Source organism: Cellvibrio sp. ARAG 10.3 (assembly GCF_051846955.1).
Classification (GTDB): Bacteria; Pseudomonadota; Gammaproteobacteria; order Pseudomonadales; family Cellvibrionaceae; genus Cellvibrio.
On sequence record NZ_JBPYCU010000015.1, the window covers coordinates 23,773 to 42,497 of the forward strand.

General features: G+C 51.8%; 16 protein-coding genes. 7 read left to right on the forward strand and 9 right to left on the reverse strand.

The genetic code is table 11. From position 1 onward, the window contains the following. Together pilV and ACSV5M_RS16645 are read right to left on the reverse strand one after the other, a co-directional pair. Nucleotides 1-384 carry a type IV pilus modification protein PilV gene (gene pilV / locus ACSV5M_RS16640; RefSeq protein WP_439177500.1) on the reverse strand — a complete coding sequence of 128 codons (384 nt, stop codon included), beginning with the start codon at nt 382-384 and terminating at the stop codon, nt 1-3. Then, complete coding sequence (locus ACSV5M_RS16645) at nt 384-923, reverse strand: GspH/FimT family pseudopilin (protein ID WP_439177501.1); 540 nt, start codon at nt 921-923, stop codon at nt 384-386. Before ACSV5M_RS16645 ends, pilV begins: the two co-directional genes overlap by 1 nt. Nucleotides 924-1,232: 309 nt before the next feature. Here ACSV5M_RS16645 and ACSV5M_RS16650 point away from each other — a divergent pair, with 309 nt between their 5' ends. Continuing rightward, complete coding sequence (locus ACSV5M_RS16650) at nt 1,233-1,760, forward strand: GspH/FimT family pseudopilin (RefSeq protein WP_439177502.1); 528 nt, start codon at nt 1,233-1,235, stop codon at nt 1,758-1,760. A gap of 66 nt (nt 1,761-1,826) precedes the next feature. On the opposite strand, the gene ispH is transcribed toward ACSV5M_RS16650, so the two are convergent. The 6 genes from ispH to murJ form a co-directional block, all read right to left on the reverse strand. Continuing rightward, entirely contained in the window at nt 1,827-2,774 is a 948-nt protein-coding gene (ispH, locus tag ACSV5M_RS16655; protein WP_439177504.1) for a 4-hydroxy-3-methylbut-2-enyl diphosphate reductase, read from the reverse strand. Between the two features lie 4 nt (nt 2,775-2,778). Further along, nucleotides 2,779-3,228, reverse strand: coding sequence for an FKBP-type peptidyl-prolyl cis-trans isomerase (locus tag ACSV5M_RS16660; RefSeq protein WP_439177505.1), 450 nt, complete (start codon nt 3,226-3,228; stop codon nt 2,779-2,781). Further along, the gene (lspA, locus tag ACSV5M_RS16665) at nt 3,221-3,718 is read right to left on the reverse strand and encodes a signal peptidase II (protein ID WP_439177506.1); all 498 of its coding nucleotides are present in this window, start codon (nt 3,716-3,718) and stop codon (nt 3,221-3,223) included. The genes ACSV5M_RS16660 and lspA overlap by 8 nt, the downstream gene beginning before the upstream one ends. A 58-nt stretch (nt 3,719-3,776) precedes the next feature. Continuing rightward, nucleotides 3,777-6,575 carry an isoleucine--tRNA ligase gene (gene ileS, locus ACSV5M_RS16670; protein WP_439177507.1) on the reverse strand — a complete coding sequence of 933 codons (2,799 nt, stop codon included), beginning with the start codon at nt 6,573-6,575 and terminating at the stop codon, nt 3,777-3,779. Between the two features lie 9 nt (nt 6,576-6,584). Beyond that, nucleotides 6,585-7,541, reverse strand: coding sequence for a bifunctional riboflavin kinase/FAD synthetase (gene ribF / locus ACSV5M_RS16675; protein WP_439177509.1), 957 nt, complete (start codon nt 7,539-7,541; stop codon nt 6,585-6,587). 102 nt (nt 7,542-7,643) lie between these two features. Continuing rightward, complete coding sequence (gene murJ / locus ACSV5M_RS16680; RefSeq protein WP_439177612.1) at nt 7,644-9,185, reverse strand: murein biosynthesis integral membrane protein MurJ; 1,542 nt, start codon at nt 9,183-9,185, stop codon at nt 7,644-7,646. Between the two features lie 285 nt (nt 9,186-9,470). Here murJ and ACSV5M_RS16685 point away from each other — a divergent pair, with 285 nt between their 5' ends. Together ACSV5M_RS16685 and ACSV5M_RS16690 are read left to right on the forward strand one after the other, a co-directional pair. Beyond that, nucleotides 9,471-9,776, forward strand: a complete 306-nt coding sequence (locus ACSV5M_RS16685) for a YebG family protein (RefSeq protein ID WP_439177510.1) — start codon at nt 9,471-9,473, stop codon at nt 9,774-9,776. A 408-nt stretch (nt 9,777-10,184) separates the two neighbouring features. Then, nucleotides 10,185-11,795 carry an MFS transporter gene (locus tag ACSV5M_RS16690; RefSeq protein WP_439177512.1) on the forward strand — a complete coding sequence of 537 codons (1,611 nt, stop codon included), beginning with the start codon at nt 10,185-10,187 and terminating at the stop codon, nt 11,793-11,795. Nucleotides 11,796-11,898: 103 nt separating this feature from the next. Here the strand turns inward: ACSV5M_RS16690 and ACSV5M_RS16695 are convergent, their stop codons facing one another. Continuing rightward, nucleotides 11,899-12,075: a PLDc N-terminal domain-containing protein gene (locus ACSV5M_RS16695; RefSeq protein WP_439177513.1), complete on the reverse strand. Its 177-nt coding sequence runs from the start codon at nt 12,073-12,075 to the stop codon at nt 11,899-11,901. A 203-nt stretch (nt 12,076-12,278) separates the two neighbouring features. On the opposite strand from ACSV5M_RS16695, the gene ACSV5M_RS16700 reads away from it, so the two are divergent. From ACSV5M_RS16700 to ACSV5M_RS16715, 4 genes are all read left to right on the forward strand, one after another. After that, on the forward strand, nt 12,279-14,603 hold the full coding sequence (locus ACSV5M_RS16700) for a YfiR/HmsC family protein (protein ID WP_439177514.1): 2,325 nt from the start codon (nt 12,279-12,281) through the stop codon (nt 14,601-14,603). Nucleotides 14,604-14,863: 260 nt separating this feature from the next. Next, complete coding sequence (locus ACSV5M_RS16705) at nt 14,864-17,017, forward strand: TonB-dependent receptor plug domain-containing protein (RefSeq protein WP_439177515.1); 2,154 nt, start codon at nt 14,864-14,866, stop codon at nt 17,015-17,017. Nucleotides 17,018-17,072: 55 nt separating this feature from the next. After that, nucleotides 17,073-17,882 (forward strand): citrate synthase, encoded by an 810-nt coding sequence (locus ACSV5M_RS16710; protein WP_439177516.1) that lies wholly within the window; start codon nt 17,073-17,075, stop codon nt 17,880-17,882. Further along, nucleotides 17,866-18,723, forward strand: a complete 858-nt coding sequence (locus ACSV5M_RS16715; RefSeq protein WP_439177517.1) for a hypothetical protein — start codon at nt 17,866-17,868, stop codon at nt 18,721-18,723. The genes ACSV5M_RS16710 and ACSV5M_RS16715 overlap by 17 nt, the downstream gene beginning before the upstream one ends. The last annotated feature ends 2 nt before the right edge of the window (nt 18,724-18,725 follow it).

Here is an 18,725-nt window from a genome sequence, read left to right on the forward strand (position 1 = left end):
TTACAAACGAATCGTATAGGTAAATGTAGACAAGCCAGTTTCTTCGTCCATGGCATCCTGCTCCGCCCAGCTAACTGTCACTGTACACACACGGCCCGGACAGTTGTTAACGTCAGCATCTCCTTCCGGCAATGAACTAGCCATCTCATCCAGGTCATCGTCAGAGGGGATGACCAAAGCACCTGGAGCGATCGGACTTAAAATTCGAATACGGTCGATAATGTCGTATGCAATAATATTTGCCTGCGAGCGTAAGAATGCGCTGTGATTGTGCTGCAATGATCTACTTTGAAGCGCAGCCATTGCTAAAAGAGAGGTTGCTAGAATTAAAACCGTTACCATAACCTCAATTAAACCTATCCCCTGCTGCTTTTGAATTTTCATTAGTTTCCTCCAGCCGGGCAAGCGTCTCGCTCGGTATTAACGATGCCAGATAAGCCAATGGTTATGGTATTGGCATTGTTGTTTACACATTTTTGAAAACGTGCGGAAACTGTAATGAAATTATTATCAACTCGTCCTAACGCACCCAAACCCGTGAAACGCACGAACGTTTTGTTATTGCTGACAGTTACTACCGCCTGATTATCGATGTCATCCCAGTAACGCAATACATTGTTAACCACAACAGCTGCTGCATTATCCGTGTTTGCACCGTCAAGAAAAACTATCCATCCATCATTCCAGCCACCACCACAGGCAGCACCGTCACTGCTCGCACATATAGAAACCCTCTGGCCTCTCTTAACCGCTTCACTGCGAGCAAAATTGAACGCTGACGCCAACTCTTCTCCTAGTGCAACAGAGCGGCTATTCTGAATTTGAGTGTTGAAGCTGGGGATGGCTATACCAAGCACGATAGCGGCAATAGTAACCGTCACCATGAGTTCTATTAGGGTAAATGCCTTTTGATATTTATACATAAACTCTATTCACCTAAAGTCTGGAACCTAGTTTTTTTAATTGCGCCACTATACCCATTCGCACAAGAACAAACGAATAAACCTGTCACCAATTTATGCAGAATCAGTCATAGAACCTGCTGAAAAAGGCTGGACGCATGGTTCTTCGATGTTTATATTGGCCCACGCTATCACAAGCTGCCTGATGTAGAGCAGTTTCAACGATACGCGGTCAACAGGGATGAATGAACGGCAGGGCGACCACGGGTTGTGGATAGGCTGCTGTTTAAGTGTCTCGTAACCTACTGTTTTTTCAAGGATGATTGTCTTATGACGGCTCGTGGTTTTACGCTTTTTGAGTTATTAGTTACCCTCCTGATTTTGGTATTACTTCTCACAATAGGTGTGCCAAGCCTCTCACATCAGATTCAAAATACCCGCACCCAAGCTGCTTTACAGGATCTGCTCCAGTCAGCTCAGCACGCCCGTACGCTCGCCGTCAGCCAGAATCAACGCGCAACCCTGATGCACAAGGGAAGCTGGGGGGACGGATGGGAGCTTTTTATTGATACAAACAATAACGGAATACGTGATGGCGAGGAGGCACTTATCTTTGAAGGAGCACAGCCGGAAGGAGTAAAGGTGTATTCCAACGGTCCAGTTCGGGATTACATTTCCTTCATCGGCACCGGCGAAAGCAGGAAAGTCGGCCGCGCCAACGGCGGCAGCTTTCAGGCCGGGACGCTGCGCGTTTGCCCCGAGAGCGATGGGGACGGATTTCAGCTGGTGCTCGCGCGTAGCGGCAGAATGCGTGTCGAATCGATATCAGCTGACGCCTGTGTAGCTTTTAATGGATGATGCACAGACAGGTATGGAACACAGCCGAGCGAATACGCCATTCAGCTCCAAAGCACCGCACGAGCTTCATCCGGCATCCTGAATACGCAACGCTTTAGGCAACGAAAAACTGATATTTTCAGGAATCCCCGGAAGTTCTTGCGGTGCGGTGGCTCCATGAGTGCAGAGCCTTTCAATCACTTGTTGAACCAGGACCTCTGGGGCGGATGCGCCGGCGGTGATGCCAATACTTGTTTTGCCTTGCAACCATTCGCTACGAATATCATCCGGACCGTCAATGAGATAAGCCTCTGTACCGCACCGCTCCGCCAATTCGCGCAGACGATTAGAGTTGGAACTGGTGGGCGATCCAACCACCAACACCAGGTCACACTCCAGAGCCAACTGGCGCACGGCATCCTGGCGGTTGGTGGTGGCATAGCAGATATCATTTTTGCGTGGCCCCTGAATGCTGGGGAATTTTTCGCGCAGCGCATCGATAACCTTGGCCGTATCATCCATGGACAGAGTAGTCTGTGTAACATAAGCCAGCGCCTCAGGGTTTTTCACCTGAAGCAGGGCAACGTCTTCTTCGTCTTCAACGAGATAAATTTCACCCCCATTACTGTTGTCGTATTGCCCCATCGTGCCTTCGACTTCCGGATGGCCTGCGTGGCCAATCAAAATGCACTCGCGACCCTCGCGGCTGTAACGCATCACTTCCATATGGACCTTGGTCACCAGCGGACAGGTTGCATCAAACACCTGCAAGCTACGCCGCTTTGCTTCTTGCTGCACGGCCTGGGAAACACCATGGGCGCTAAAGATGACAATGACATCATCCGGCACCTGATCCAGCTCATCGACAAATACAGCCCCACGTTCGCGGAGCGAATCCACAACAAATTTGTTATGCACTACTTCATGACGCACATAAATCGGCGCTCCAAATACATCGAGTGCACGATTCACGATGTCGATGGCGCGATCAACACCGGCACAAAAGCCGCGCGGGTTGGCAAGTTTAATTTGCATAGTGTCAATGTACCTGTGCAGGTTCTATACGCAAGATAGCCACATCAAACAGGATGTCGCGCCCCGCCAGCGGATGATTAAAGTCAACAATTACCCGCTCATCGTCAAAACGTTGTACCACCCCGGGCAATTCGGTTTTCTGGGCGTCAGCGAATGACAGCATTAGCCCTTCACTTAACTCAATATCTTCACTGAACTGATCACGCGCGATTTCCTGGATATTGTTAGGGTTACGCTGACCGAACCCTTCTTCCGGCTTGATCAAAAATGTTTCGCGATCACCTTCCTGCATACCGAAGATCGCTTTTTCAAACCCTATCAATAAGCTGCCGTCACCCACGGTAAAAGTGGCCGGATCGCGTTCAAAATTGGAATCGATCACATCGCCATTCGCGAGCGTCAGCGAAAAATGCAGGGTCACTTTTGTACCGGGTCCGACGGTTAATTCACGCATTGGCTGGCTTTTCCTTGGTGAAAATCATATCGGCAATCAACAGGATGGCGCCTAAGGTAATGGCAGAGTCTGCCAGATTAAAAGCGGGCCAATAATAATCCTGATAATGCACCACAATAAAATCAACGACGTGACCGAGCACGATACGATCATAGACATTGCCAATAGCGCCACCGAGGATCATGGTCAAGCCGAAGGCTTCCAGTCTTTTGGTCGCAGCAACGCGCGCAATCCACACCACCAGTAATGCACTGACGACAATCGCCACAACAGTAAAAAACCATCGTTGCCAGCCACCGGCGTCGCTTAGGAAGCTGAACGCTGCGCCTGGGTTGTAACGCAAGGTAAAGTTAAAAAACGAGGTAAATACAACCGGCTCGTTATACGTCAATACCGCTTCGACCCAGTGTTTGCTGATTTGATCCAGCACAATTACCAGGAGTGCCAGACCATACCAACGCCAAGCTTGAGCAGGAACTTTATTCAGCATGACTTTCTCTCTAATAACCTCATGAATTAGCGCGGCGCATCATTAACACATTAACAGATCAGGCATATTGACGCTGCTCGCCCTCACCGTTCACATTTTCAACACAACGCAGACAAATTTCCGGATGCGCGGCATTTGCACCAACATCGGCACGATGATGCCAGCAGCGCGCACATTTGACATGCGCAGATTTTTTAACCGCAACACGTAAACCTTTCAGCGCCGTCGGTTCCGCATGATTTGCTTCAGCAGCGGGACGCACTTCGGCGGTTGAGGTGATCAGGACAAAGCGCAGCTCATCACCCAATGCCTGTAGTTTCGGTTGCAATTCGCTATCGCAATACAAAGTCACTTCTGTACCCAGTCCGCCGCCAACCTCACCACTGTTGCGCTTGGCCTCCAATACTTTATTGACTTCATCTTTAACCTGCGCGATCAAATCCCAGTAGCTATCGGCGAAGGAGTCTGCAGGCATCGTCGGCAGCTTGTACCACTCGGCCACAAATACTGTTTGATCGCGCTGCCCCGGAATCAATGGCCACATTTCTTCAGCGGTAAAACTGAGGATGGGTGTAATCCAGCGCACCATTGCTTCAATGATGTAATGCAACGCCGTTTGTGCTGAGCGACGCGCAAGGCTGTCAGCTTTGGTGGTGTACTGGCGATCCTTGATAATGTCGAGATAAAACGCACCCAATTCCACAACACAGAAGTTATGCAATTTCTGATAGATCAAGTGCAACTGGTAATTGTCGTAGGCCTTAATGATGTCTTGCTGCAGCGCAGCCGTGCGACCGACAATCCAGCGGTCCAGCTGCAGCATCTGCTGCATATCCAGCGCATGAATTGAGGGATCAAAGCCGTTTAAATTCGACAGGATAAAACGCGCGGTGTTACGGATACGACGGTACGAATCCGCTGTGCGTTTTAGAATTTCATCCGAGACACTCATCTCGGTGCTGAAGTCGGTCGCCGCCACCCACAGACGCAACACATCAGCGCCCAGGTCATTCATGACTTTTTGTGGAGGAATCACATTACCGATGGATTTGGACATCTTGCGCCCTTGAGCATCCACGGTAAAGCCATGCGTGAGGACAGTTTTATACGGCGGCACACCATTGATCGCCATGGAGGTTTTCAATGATGACTGGAACCAACCGCGATGTTGATCTGAACCTTCAAGATATAAATCCGCCGGGAATCGCAATCCGGCGCGTTGCGCCAGCACGGCGTAATGCGTTACGCCCGAATCGAACCAGACGTCCAGGGTATCAGTCACTTTTGCGTAGTGTTCAGCATCGGCGCCGAGCAATTCCGCAGCGTCCAGGTCAAACCAGGCATCCATTCCATTCTGCTCCACCTTTTGCGCGACGGCTTCGATCAGGCGCGGTGTTTCCGGGTGCAGTTCCTGGGTTTCCTTATTCACAAACAACGCAATGGGAACTCCCCAGGTACGCTGCCGCGAGATGCACCAATCCGGCGAGCTGGCCAACATGGCATCAATGCGTGCCTTGCCCCAATCCGGCACCCAGCGCACATCATCCACCGCATGGGCAACCTGTTCACGCAGATGGTTTTTACTCATGCTAACAAACCATTGCGGTGTTGCACGGAAGATCAACGGCGTCTTGGTTCGCCAGCAATGCGGAAAGCTGTGCGTGATCTTGCCTTGCGCCAGCAGTGCATTTTTTTCCTTTAACAGATCGATAACTTTTTCATCAACCTTGTAAACATGGTCGCCAGCAAAAATCGCCACAGTGGGGCGGTAATAACCATTATCGTCAATATAATTGAGCGTGCCGATGTCGTACTTCAAACCGACTGCAAAGTCGTCAGCACCGTGATCAGGTGCTGTATGTACGAAGCCGGTACCCGCTTCCGTGGTGACGTGATCGCCCAGAATAACGGGCACTTGTCGGTCATAGAATGGATGTTGGACTTGCAGGTTTTCCAGCACAGCACCTTTGCAATAACCCACCACTTTAAAATCCGCGATGCCTGCCCGGCCCATGACACTGAGCAATAAATTTTCAGCGATCAGCAGGCGCTCTTCGCCCACCTGAACCGCTACATAATCCACTTCTGCGTTGGCACTGACGGCTTGGTTGGCCGGGAGCGTCCAGGGCGTGGTCGTCCAGATAACGAGCGAAATCTGCCCGCGCCCGGTCAATTTACCCAGAGCATTTTCAACCGCCGCCTGGTCGATAAAGGCAAATTTTACGTCGATGGAGAAAGAGGTTTTTTCCTGATATTCAACTTCCGCTTCCGCCAGCGCAGAACCGCCCACGACGCTCCAGTAAACTGGCTTGAATCCTTTATGCAAATGACCGTTTTCAGCAATCTTGCCCAAGGCGCGGATGATGTCGGCTTCGAACTTATAATCCATCGTCAAGTAGGGATTATCCCAATCACCCAATACGCCCAGGCGAATAAAATCCTGCTTCTGTCCAGCCACTTGCTTGGCGGCGTATTCACGACATTTTGCGCGAAATGTTTTTACATCCACTTTATCGCCGGCTTTGCCGAGTTTTTTCTCCACATTGTGTTCAATCGGCAGTCCGTGGCAATCCCAGCCCGGCACATAAGGTGCGTCAAAGCCGCTCAAGGTACGACTCTTGATAATAATGTCTTTAAGAATTTTATTAACCGCGTGACCAATATGAATATCGCCATTAGCGTAGGGTGGACCGTCGTGTAGGATAAATTGTTCACGACCGGCGCGAGCTTGGCGAATTTGCTGATAAATATTGTTGCTTTGCCATTGTTTGAGCATCTCGGGCTCACGCTGGGCCAGGTTCGCCTTCATGGCGAAGTCGGTGTTGGGCAAATTCAATGTCGCTTTGTAATCAGTCATGATCCACGGTCAACTTAACGTTTGAGAGTTAAAAAAATCCTGCGAGTGTTTAATATCCTGCTGCAACTGTGCCTGCAAGGCTTCCAGTGATGGAAAGCGTTGTTCATCGCGCAACTTTTGATGAAACACCACTTCTATCATGGTGCCGTAAATTGCTGTAGCGAAATCAAACAAGTGCACTTCCAGGATAGGCTTTTTGTCGCCACTCACCGTCGGGCGCACCCCCACGTTGGCTACACCCCGATGTACATCACCCTGCTTGAATCTGGCCGTCACTGCAAATACGCCGTGCAGCGGCGAACGGTAACGCCACAGGTGAATATTCGCCGTCGGCACCCCCAGCTTGCGGCCCAGTTGCTGGCCATAACCTACCCGTCCGGTAATGCTATAAGGCCGGCCCAGGAGTTCTTCGGCCCGGGCAAAATCACCCAGTTCCAACAAATGGCGAATACGGGTACTACTGACACGCTCACCGTGCAACAGCAGCGTACAGGTGTCACTCACGGTAAAGCCGTGCCTGGCACCTTCCGTTTGTAAAAGGCTGAAATCCCCCTTGCGATCACAGCCAAACCGAAAGTCGTCCCCCACCACCAAATGCCTGATAGCCAGTCCGCTGACCAACACCTGATCAATAAACGCCTGCGCTGATAAATTGCGCAAGGATTCGTTGAACTCGATGCACAATATGCGGCTGACACCGGCGGCAAACAATGCCTGGATTTTTTCCCGCAGACGCATCAGCCGTGCTGGCGCTTTATCGCCAGAAAAAAATTCGTGGGGCTGGGGCTCAAATATGATCACCACCGAGGGCAACTGATGCGCTTCGGCAGCCTGCGCCAACTGGAGCAAAATCGCCTGATGACCGAGGTGGACGCCGTCGAAAGAGCCGATTGTGGCGACGCAGCCCCGATGCCAGGGGCGCAGGTTATGCAGGCCACGAATAAATACAGGGGGCGCCGGAGTCACAGACTGCTACATTGCCTCGATTGGGTATTAAAACGAACGCGGGAGTATACAGGAGCAGGCAATGCCAGCCTACCCCGCCCCCATTGGGCATCTCGCCCCGCCTTACAGGTTGCGGAAGTCTTTTAGGCGTACACCAACCACTGCCAGCGTAATCACGTAGACCATGAACCCGGCTCCACATAGCGCCCCCAGCCGCATGGCACGCTGGAGCCAATCCCAGGTTGCCCAGTCGCTCCAGACCTGCAACAAACCGAGCAGTGCCAACACCATCATCAGATTGGCTGTGCCATAACGCATCATCAACCTTCCCCAGCCCCGCTCCGGCTGATAAACGCCGCTGCGACGCAAGCCGCGATACAACAAACCAGCGTTGACATAAGCCGCCAGGGCGGTCGCCAAAGCCAGTCCGACGTGCCCCAGATTGAAAAGGAAGTAAAGGGGGGCGACAAACAGGGCTTTCATGCCGATGTTGGCAAAGACGGCAATGATGCCAATCCGCACCGGCGTTTTCATATCCTGACGCGCAAAATAGCCCGGAGCCAGCACCTTGATGAGCATAAAGCCGAGCAATCCCAGGGCGTAGGCTTGCAGACTATAGGAAGACATCAGGATATCGCGCACCGTCATCTGGCCGTGGTGAAACAGGGTAAACAGAATCGGCTGCGCCAGGATCACCAGGGCGAGCAAGGAGGGCAATGCAATCAGCACGATCATCCGGATCGCCCAGTCCAGGGTGCGATTGAAATGCTCACCCGATTGCGCGGCATGCTGGCGCGATAGATTGGGCATGATCACCGTCGCCACCGCGATGGCGAATACCCCCAAAGGCAATTCCACCAGACGATCTGAATAGAACAGCCAGCCCACGCTACCGTCGGGCAAAAACGATGCAAGGATGGAGTCGAGCATCAGATTAATCTGGCTGACCGAGACACCAAAAAGCGCTGGTACCATCAACGTCAGGATGCGCTTGACGCCCGGATCCTGCCAATCCAGCCTGGGCACTGGTAGCAAATGAATGCGGCGCAGGAAAGGTAGTTGGAACAGCAACGACAAAATTCCCGCCACCAATACCCCCCAAGCCAAGGCGAACACCGGCTGGGAAAACCAGGGCGCGGCAAACCACGCTGCACCGATCATGCAAATATTCAGGAGCACCGGGGTAAAGGCAGGCACCGCAAAGCGGTCGTAGCTGTTAAGCACCGCGCCCGCAAAACCCGTCAGGGAAATCAATAGCAAATAAGGAAACGTAATGCGGATCAGGTCGCTCAGTAAGGTAAATTTAAGCGGATCGTTTAAATAACCTGACGCAAAGATGGCAGCCACAACGGGCGAGCCGATCACCGCCAATACCGTCACCAACAACAATACCGACCCGAGGCAACCGGCAACCCGGTCCACCAAGGCCTGCACCGCTGCATGGGGCCCGTTTTGGCGATACTCCGACAGGACCGGGACAAAGGCTTGGGAAAAAGCGCCTTCGGAAAATAACCGCCGGAAGAAATTCGGAATCTTGAACGCCAGAAAAAATGCGTCCGCCGCGCCCCCTGCACCGAGCACATGAGCCAACACCTGATCGCGCACCAGCCCCAGCACCCGCGACATCATCGTCATAGACCCGGTGACCACACTGGAACGCAGCATACCGGTGCGGGGCTTGATGGGAGTTGACGCTTGATCGGACAAGATGAATTTCCTTGAGGACTCAGATTAAGGGGCGCCATTATCCATGCTTCTATCAGGGAGATACAGCCTGACATTCAGGCCGCACTATGCCTCATTTAATCGTTGACATTCTTTCGGCGCACGAATACTGTATATAAAAACAGTATCGAGATGCGCTGTTTACTATTGTTGAAATACAGGTAAAAACACGAGGGTAAGATCATGGCAGTTATCGCCGTTTGGCAATGCGATCGGGACGGAAGTATGTTTGAAGATAAGAAACAAGCCGAAGAACACGACAAGTATCTGGAACTGGCCGCCAATATTACCAGTTTGATTGAGCGCGAAATTCCCGGTATCAGCGATCAGCACAGCGAAGCTATCGGGCTGTTGCTCGCCCAGCGCCGCGAACAGCTAGCCAAAGCCTGCAAGGGTAAACCGGAAGAGTTGCTCGAACCCTTCGAAGCAGATACTCAACCCAAGGGCATGATCAACGCCGGCTTGAAATCTGCGGGAGCTACAGGAAACAAGGAAACGGATAACGTGACGCCATTGGCAGCCAATCAATAGAACACCTATTGCCATTGCGAGGCAAGCGGCAACGCAAGGCCTCAATCATCGTCGCCTATATTGATCATCGGTTTATGGACTCATCAGCAAGGACGCTGTTTTTAAATTGCATTAGTTAATCGAGCTTTTTAACTATCGGGTAAAACAGGCAAAAAAGACTCTCCGCCTCGACTCTATCAACCGCGCGGATCACCCCAACCACTTTTATCATCCCCGAATTCCAATCAAGTTACCCATGTCAGCCATGGTAACTTTCTTGCCACTGCACCTGCCTCAACGGGTGCGGTGGTTTTTTTTCTGCAATTCCTATAGCCAAAATTTATGGCTTTTCGATTGTCATCGTTTTATGCGCCGGGTAGAACACGCTCTGTAGCACGATAACAATGATTATCTACAGGTTCAGGCAGCATGAATTCCCAAGGTATCTCCTTCCATCATCCGTTCGCGTTCTGGTTTGGTTGCATCTTTATTACCGCTGGCGTACTCGCTCATATCCCCATGTTCATGCACGCTTCCCACATGGGTTATCGCATGGCGGGTATGCCAATGGACGCCACCATGCTGACGGGTATGGGGTTGATTCCGCTGGGCGTACTGCTGGCCTGGTACGGTTTGATGCCGCGCCTGGCCCAGTTGCGCCACGATGATCAGAGCACTATTCATTTCCATGTGGCAGATAACATGCCGCTCAATCGGGAGCATTGGAAGCTGGTGATTGCACTGGTGGTCGCCGTCGCGGTCGATGTGATGAAGCCAGCCACCCTTGGGTTTGTTATGCCGGGCATGACGCTGGAGTATGAGATCAGCAAACAGTCCGCCGGCACACTGGCGCTGGTGGCACTCACCGGCACAACGGTTGGCTCGATCATCTGGGGACGATTGGCCGATACCATGGGACGCCGCGCGGCCATCCTGTTATCAGCGCTTATGTTTATCGGCACCGCTATTTGTGGCGCGATGCCGACCTTTGAGTGGAACCTGATTATGTGTTTTCTGATGGGCGCTTCCGCCGGTGGTTTGCTGCCCATCACCTTTACCCTGATGGCCGAGATGATTCCGGCGGCTCACCGCGGCTGGTTACTGGTGGCGCTCGGCGGCGTGGGAACTTCTGCGGGCTATCTCCTGGCGTCCGGCTCTGCGGCAGTGCTTGAACCCTTGTTCAGTTGGCGCGTGCTGTGGATGCTGGGATTGCCGACGGGCCTGTTGGTGATATTCCTTAATCGCTATATTCCCGAATCACCCCGTTTTCTGGCCAGCGCCGGCCTGAAACGGCAAGCTCGGACTATTCTGGCAAAGTTCAATGCCCATATTGACCAAGAGTCCGGTGACCAAGCGACAGCCGCTGAAGTCCAGCATGCCGGCAGTTTTCGCGACATGATTCGCGGCCCCTATGCGCGCATTACACTGGGACTTGTCGGTGCCGGGGTTGCCTGGGGTCTGGTGAATTTCGGATTTTTACTGTGGTTGCCGACCAATTTGCGCGACATGGGCATGAGCGCTGAAGCCGCCAATGGCCTTCTCGCGCAATCTGGCCTGCTGGCATTGCCCGGTATTCTGATGGTGATCTGGCTTTATCATCACTGGAGTAGCATCAAGACCCTGGTGCTGTTTATCGGAATGACGGCAGCCAGCTTGCTGTTATTTTTGGTACTGGGGCTGCTAAAGGTCAATGCCCACACTGCCATCATCGTGGCGACCGCACTACTACTCATCAGCGCCAGCGGAGTGATTGCCATGCTCATTCCCTATGCTGCCGAGATTTATCCTGTCCATTTGCGAGGCACCGGCGCAGGACTGGTCGCCGCCAGTTCCAAATTTGGCGGCATCCTCGGTGCCGCATGCGGTGTCCTGGGGCTATTCAATGACCTGGCGATCTCCGCGTTACTCATCGCCCTTCCACTCATTCTTTTTGGTGGCTTGTTACTGCAAAACGGTATCGATACCCGCGGACGCAGGCTGGAAGAAATACACGCAGCCGTCATGCACAAATCCGGTGTTGAACCGACACTGGACGCATAACCTGCGGTTGGCAGACGACAGAAGTAGAGCAGATAAACTGACGAAATTGCTCAGGGCTCTCCGGAATCAGAGAGCCCTGACGGTGATATTCAACAGTGAGGGGTTACTTGGGCCCGAAGAATAGCCACAAGATAAATCCAAGGAAGGGCAGGAATAACAACACCAGAATCCAGATGACTTTCGTACCCGTGCTGGCGCGACTCTGCAAAGTTTTCACAATCGCGTAGATCACGCAAACCAGTAATATAAAACCTAAAAAACCACTGACTTCGACGCTCATACTAATCTCCTGTTATCGCGTTTATAAATAGAATCCCGTTGCAGGAAGATGGACACCCACGAGTATCAGAGGTTCAGGGGAGCATAATATGTCAGGTATCAATGTCCGTTGCGCTATTAAAATCCTTATCGGCCGGCTATGCTGTGAGCATCGTTTAAAATTGTATCAAGGATGTGGTCAACCAGCCCCCTGATTGCACGTTGATGAAACAACAACCTATACACACCATTATTCGGGTCACCCCGGAGATAAAAAAGCCGTCCCGCCCGTGGTGCTGGCTTGCGCTGTTATTACTATGCTGTTTTTCTTCCGCCTCCCAGGCACAAGCTCTGAACAAACATAAAATCACTGCATCCTACCTCTACAACTTCGCCAAGAATATTGAATGGCCCGACGAAAAATCGATGGCATCATTCAACATCGGGTTTTACGGCAGTGACAATCCGCAGCTACTCAATGAAATCCGTACCATGGCTGCCAGCGTCAAGCTGAGAAATCTTCCCATTACCGTTACCCAGGCCACCACTGTCAATTCCTTGTCACGTTTTCATCTGGTTTATGTAGAACAAGCGAACAACAATATGGTGTCGGACATCTACGATGCGCTCGGCGGCCAGCCGGTGCTGTTGGTGACAGCCGAATACCCTAACAAACAACTGGTGATGATCAACCTGATCACTGACAATGATCGGCTGCGTTTCGAGGTAAACCGCTCAAACATCATCAACCACGGCTTGCAGCCCTTGCCGGAGTTGATACTCAACGGCGGCACCGAGATTGATGTGGCCCGGCTATATCGCGAGGGGCAGGCGTCTCTGGTCGCGCTGCAAAGACAACTACAGAATCGTGAAAAAACACTGAACGAATTGAGCACCGCGATTGACGCTCAGGAAGCCAAAAACCAGCGCCTTGAAACACAACTTGCGACGCTCAATCAGAGCATCCAGAAAAGTGATGCACTGATTGCGGATCAAAATCTGTTGATACAAAACCAGCTTGACCAGATTGAGCAAAGCAAACAGGAACGCCTCCGCTTACTGGAAGAAGTCGAACAGCGGACCCAGGAGCTGGATAAGCAACAGCAGCAGCTGGATGCCATCGTGCAACAAATTGATCGCCGCGAAAAACGACTTGCCGAACTCAACACCACCATCAAGTCCCAGGAAGATGAAATACTGACACAACGCCAGGCTATCGCCGGTCTCGATGAAAAAGTCGACGCGCAAAAAACAGCCTTGACCTATTTATGGGGGCTGGTGAGTCTGGGTGTGCTGTTGATCATCACCATCCTGATTGGCTACACCATCAAGCGCCGCGACAATCAACGGCTGGCGGAGCACAGTAAAGATTTACAGATCGCAAAAGACCGCCTGGCCATCGCCAAACGCAAGGCGGAGGACGCCAGCCAGGCGAAGAGCGAATTCTTGTCGCTGATGAGCCATGAACTGCGCACACCACTGCAAGCCATCATTGGTTACACCGAGGTGGTGATCGAAGAATTAAAGCTGGCCGACGATGAAAACCACATCAATGATCTGACGCGCGTCATCAGCAACAGCGAACGCCTGCTAAAACTGATCAACGGGGTGCTGGACCTGGCGAAGATTGAGTCCGGCAGAATGGAACTTGACCTGACCGAAGTGAAACTCTCCAGCCTGGTGGACGAGGCGGTAAGCGTAGTAGCACCACTTCTGGAAAAAAATGCCATTCAATTGAATATCGATGTTGATGACGGCAGCTTCTTACCCATGGCCGATCCGGAAAAAATACTGCACATACTGATTAATTTATTGGGTAATGCGAGTAAATTTTCGCCAAAAGGCACAGTTACCATCAAAGCCCTGCACCAACCCAATCGCATTTATATCAGCGTTGCCGACACCGGTATTGGCCTGTCAGCAGAACAGCAGCAGCAAATTTTTGAACCCTTCAGGCAAGCGGACAGTGGCACAACACGCAAATTTCAAGGCAGTGGCCTTGGACTTTCGATTACCCGCCAATTGTGCGAGATGATGGGCGGCAGCATTGAGGTGGAAAGTGAATTGGGCCGCGGGGCGACATTTATTGTGGATCTGCCCTTACCCATCGAATTACCCCCGGCGTTTGGCGGACCCGGTGTAGATGCCAATGCCGATGTGGCTATTCATGATTCTGATATTGCCAGCAACGGCCAGCACATTGTGATGATTGATGACGACCCGGCGTTCCTGGATATCATGGCGCGCACCATGCAGTCGGAAGGTTTTCTGGTGCATACCGCCCACGATGCCGAGACAGGCCTGCGTTTATTGCAGACCATCAAACCCGATGTGATTACACTGGACCTGTTGCTGCCGGACCAACATGGCTGGATGCTCTTTGAAAGTATCAAGGCCGATGCCGACCTGCAGGACATTCCGGTCATCATCATCTCGATCATGGATGAACGCAAACAAGTGCACAAACATCAGGCAGAGGATTATTTAACCAAACCCATTCGCCGCGAAACACTCAAGCTCGCCATTCAACGCCTGGTGCCTAAAACCTGATCGTTTTTTAATAGCTCTCCATCCGAAAATTCATAAACCCATAGAACAAACTTGGCTTTCCCGGCCGGGTCAACTATCTTTACCTTCTATGAACATAAGATGGTGTTGATCATAAGATTTTCGCTGCACTGACTCACCTCGATTGCCGGGGCTGATGTGCGCAATAACAACAGATCGTCATTCTCGTAAAATCATCCGTTGCATTCTGCACAGGCTGTTTTTCTGTGTGCTTAGGGGCACCTTATGAATAGGTTGTCATTATGATGTCACCTTATGTTCGCGTGTTCGTCCCGACATTGCTGTCACTCATGGTCTCTGCGGCGGCCATGGCGCAATCCGGCGAAACGGCACCGAACGATATTTACAATCTGTCTCTGGCGGAATTAGGCCAGGTCGAAATCTCCATCGCCACGGGGAACAGCACCCCTTTGGATAAAGCACCGGCCACCGCTTCCGTTATTTACGCGGCCGAAATTGAAGCCATGGGTGCCCGCAACCTTAACGAAGTACTCGAAGCCGTACCGGGCTTGCACGTTTCGCTTTCCACACTCAGCCGTCTCGATTCCGTCTACTCTATTCGCGGCATTCACACCGGATTTAATCCACAAGTTTTGTTGTTGATGAATGGGGTACCGGTGCAGTCCAGTCTGCAGGGAGGACGACCGTCATTGTTTCGCCTTCCGGTTGCCAGCATCGCACGCATTGAAGTTATTCGCGGCCCAGGCTCGGCGATCTATGGGGCTGATGCCTATGCCGGTGTTATTAATGTCATTACCAAAGATGCAGCAGCCATCAACGGAACCGAAATTGGTGTGCGTCATGGATCATTCAACAGCAGCGATTTCTGGTTACAAAGCGCAGCATCATGGAATGATTGGGGAATTGCGTTGAATGTCGCCTATCAGGAAAGTGACGGCGACAGCGACCGTCGTATAAATACCGATCTACAGTCTTCTCTCGATACCCTGTTTGGTACCGATGCGTCCCTGGCTCCCGGCCCCTTATCAACGCGTTATCAACTTCTCGACACGCATTTGGCGATCAACAGCGAAGCCCTGCAGTTTAATCTGTGGAGCTGGATCTCCAGGGATGCCGGAATAGGTGCAGGCGCCGCACAAGCCCTCGATTACGAAGGAGAGGATGACAGCGAATTGTGGATGGCGGATATCACCTATCGGCTTAATGATGACAGTGATGTGTGGGATCACAGCCTTCGCTTTAGCTACCTGTATTATGATCTTCAGGCTCGCTTCAACCTTATGCCCAAAGGTTCGATATTACCTATTGGCAGCGACGGCAATTTAAATTTTACTGAACCCGCAGGAACAGTTTATTTTCCTGATGGCCTTCTCGGAAATCCAGGACAACGGGCTGAAGACACGCAATTTGACCTTGTTTCCATGTACAACGGTTGGGACTCTCATCGGCTGCGTCTCGCCGTGGGCACGCGGCGACAAGCGCTGAAATCTCACGAAAGTAAAAATTACGGCCCCGGTGTTATCGATGGTTCGTCCAGCGTTGTCGATGGCACACTCACCGATGTGAGCGATTCACCCTTTGTGTATCTGGAAGATAGCTCACGCACGATCCATTACATTTCTGTACAGGATGAATGGCAACTTATCTCCACGCTCACGCTGACAGCCGGCGTTCGTTATGACAATTATTCTGATTTTGGTGGCACCACCAATCCACGTGTCGCACTTGTCTGGGCCACGAATGATAATTTGACCACCAAGTTGCTATACGGCAGCGCATTTCGCGCGCCCTCTTTTTCCGAGCAGCGTTTCAAAAATAATCCCGTCTCACTCGGCAATCAGGATCTCGATCCGGAACACATTGATACATTGGAGCTATCATTTAATTATCGTTTGAACGCGAACTTCCAGACAACACTGACACTGTTCACCTATCAAGCCAAAGACATGATTGAATTTATTCCTGACATGGATGCCACAACCAGTACCGCACAAAATGCGCGCGACCAGGACGGCAATGGCTTTGAATGGGAGGCGAGCTGGCAACCCATCCCCAGCCTGCGCCTGAACGGTAATTATTCCTGGCAAGATGCCAAAGATGCACAAACCGGTTTGGCGGTGGCGGACGCGCCAGGGCAGCAATTTAAACTGGGGGCTAATTGGGAATTCAGACCAGAGTGGGCACTCAACAGTCAAATTTATTGGGTAGGTGACCGTCAGCGAGCAGCGGGAGATGAGCGACCGGCTATTGATGATTACGCGCTATTGAACCTGACCTTGCGTCGCAAAAATATTTTACCGAATCTGGACCTTTCCATTGCCATGCGCAATTTGACCGATGAAGATGCGCGCGAGCCCAGCAATGGTACCATCGCCGATGATTACCCGCTGGAGTCCCGCAGTATGTGGCTGGAGCTGAAATACCTGTTCCGCTGATCCGCAATATTTCTGTTCCTATATTTCTACATTTTTACCCCGCGAGAATGTTCCCATGTCAGAAGAGCCCAAGCACGATCAGGTGCGCAGCCGCAACGAACCTTTTACCGAAAAAACAGCAACTCGCATCTGGTCCGAACTGCCTAGCGATGACAATCCTTACATTGCAGCAAAAACTTTCTGCCACGGCTATGACCTGATTGAGTTAATGGAAAAGCGTTCTTTCGTCGACGTATTTTATTTGCTCTTTCGCGGTGAGCTTCCCGGCAAAGCCGAAGCCCAGTTACTACAATCACTGATGATTGCGTTAATCAATCCCGGGCCACGCCACACGGCCACTCGCGCGGCTATGAATGTCGGCGTTGGAAAAACAGACCCGCTGCATATCCTGCCAATTGCCTCAGCAGTCCTTGGTGGCGAGCATCTTGGCGGAGGTGAAATCGAATCAGCCATGCGCTTTTTACGGAAGCGGCAGCAAGAAGCTCCTGCAGTTGTAGCTGCCGAGATGGTAAATACATTTCACCCGCAGGGAAGTGATTTTCCAGGATTCGGCGAACATTTTGGTGGTGTTGATCTCATGGCAAAAGAAATCGCCCGACAACTCATGAAGAAGGAAGCCGCTGGTGATGCATTGTGTTGGGGAAATCAGTTTGCCACCGCACTTGAGCCGCACGGATGTGGATGGTTAACCACCGGCGTAGCCGCTGCAGTATTTTCGGACCTCGGCTTTCATCCTCGCGCCGGTGGCTGTCTGTTCCAATTACTTGGCGCACCTGGATTGATCGCTCATGGCCTTGAGCTAGCCAACAAACCAATTACCGCGATGCCCTTTGTGAGTGACGAAAACTATGTTATCGAACGATAGAACGGCAGTGACATGCAGCAGTATTTCCCACATCGACCTTCTCGAACAAAAACGCGGAAAAATTTTCAGTAAAACCGGTGGGTGGTTTCCCGGCAAAGGCGTCTTCTGTCACGGTTACTCCATGCTGGAGGAATTGGTTGGAGAAAAATCCTATTTCCAAATTCTGGTGTTGAATGCCACAGGCAAATTAATCGAAAAACCGCTGGCAGATTGGATTGAAGGCATCTACGGCTGCCTGAGTTGGCCAGACCCACGGATCTGGTGTAACCAAATTGGCGCCCTGGCCGGTTCAGCGCGCACGTCGGTGGTCGCTGCCACAACCATAGGCTCTCTGGCAGCAGATTCACGGTCCTATGGCCCCTACACCTTATTGGGTGGTGTAGCATTTATCCAGGATGCATTTCACCAGCATCAGGCGGGCGCGTCCGCAACGGATATTGTTGAGAAGATAACAGCAGCTAACCGGGGTAAGCCTTACATCGTAGGTTACATTCGCCCTATCGCTAAAGGCGATGAACGCTTGGAAGCGATGGAAAAATTCAGCAAAAAGCTCGGTTTTCAGATCGGACCACATCTCGCGCTAGCCTATGAAATAGAGCGGGTTTTAATGCGCCGATTTGATGAAGGCATGAATATTAATGGATACATGTCGGCTTTCCTGTCCGACCAAGGATTTACGCCCGAAGAGGTCTATCAAATGTTTGCGGGTATGGTCGCCAGCGGCGTAACCGCCTGTTATCTCGACACCTATCATCGCCCGCCAGAGACCTTCCTGCCGCTGCGCTGCAACGACATTGATTATCAGGGCGCGGCACCGCGGCCCGTGCCGGATGCGGACTGAAT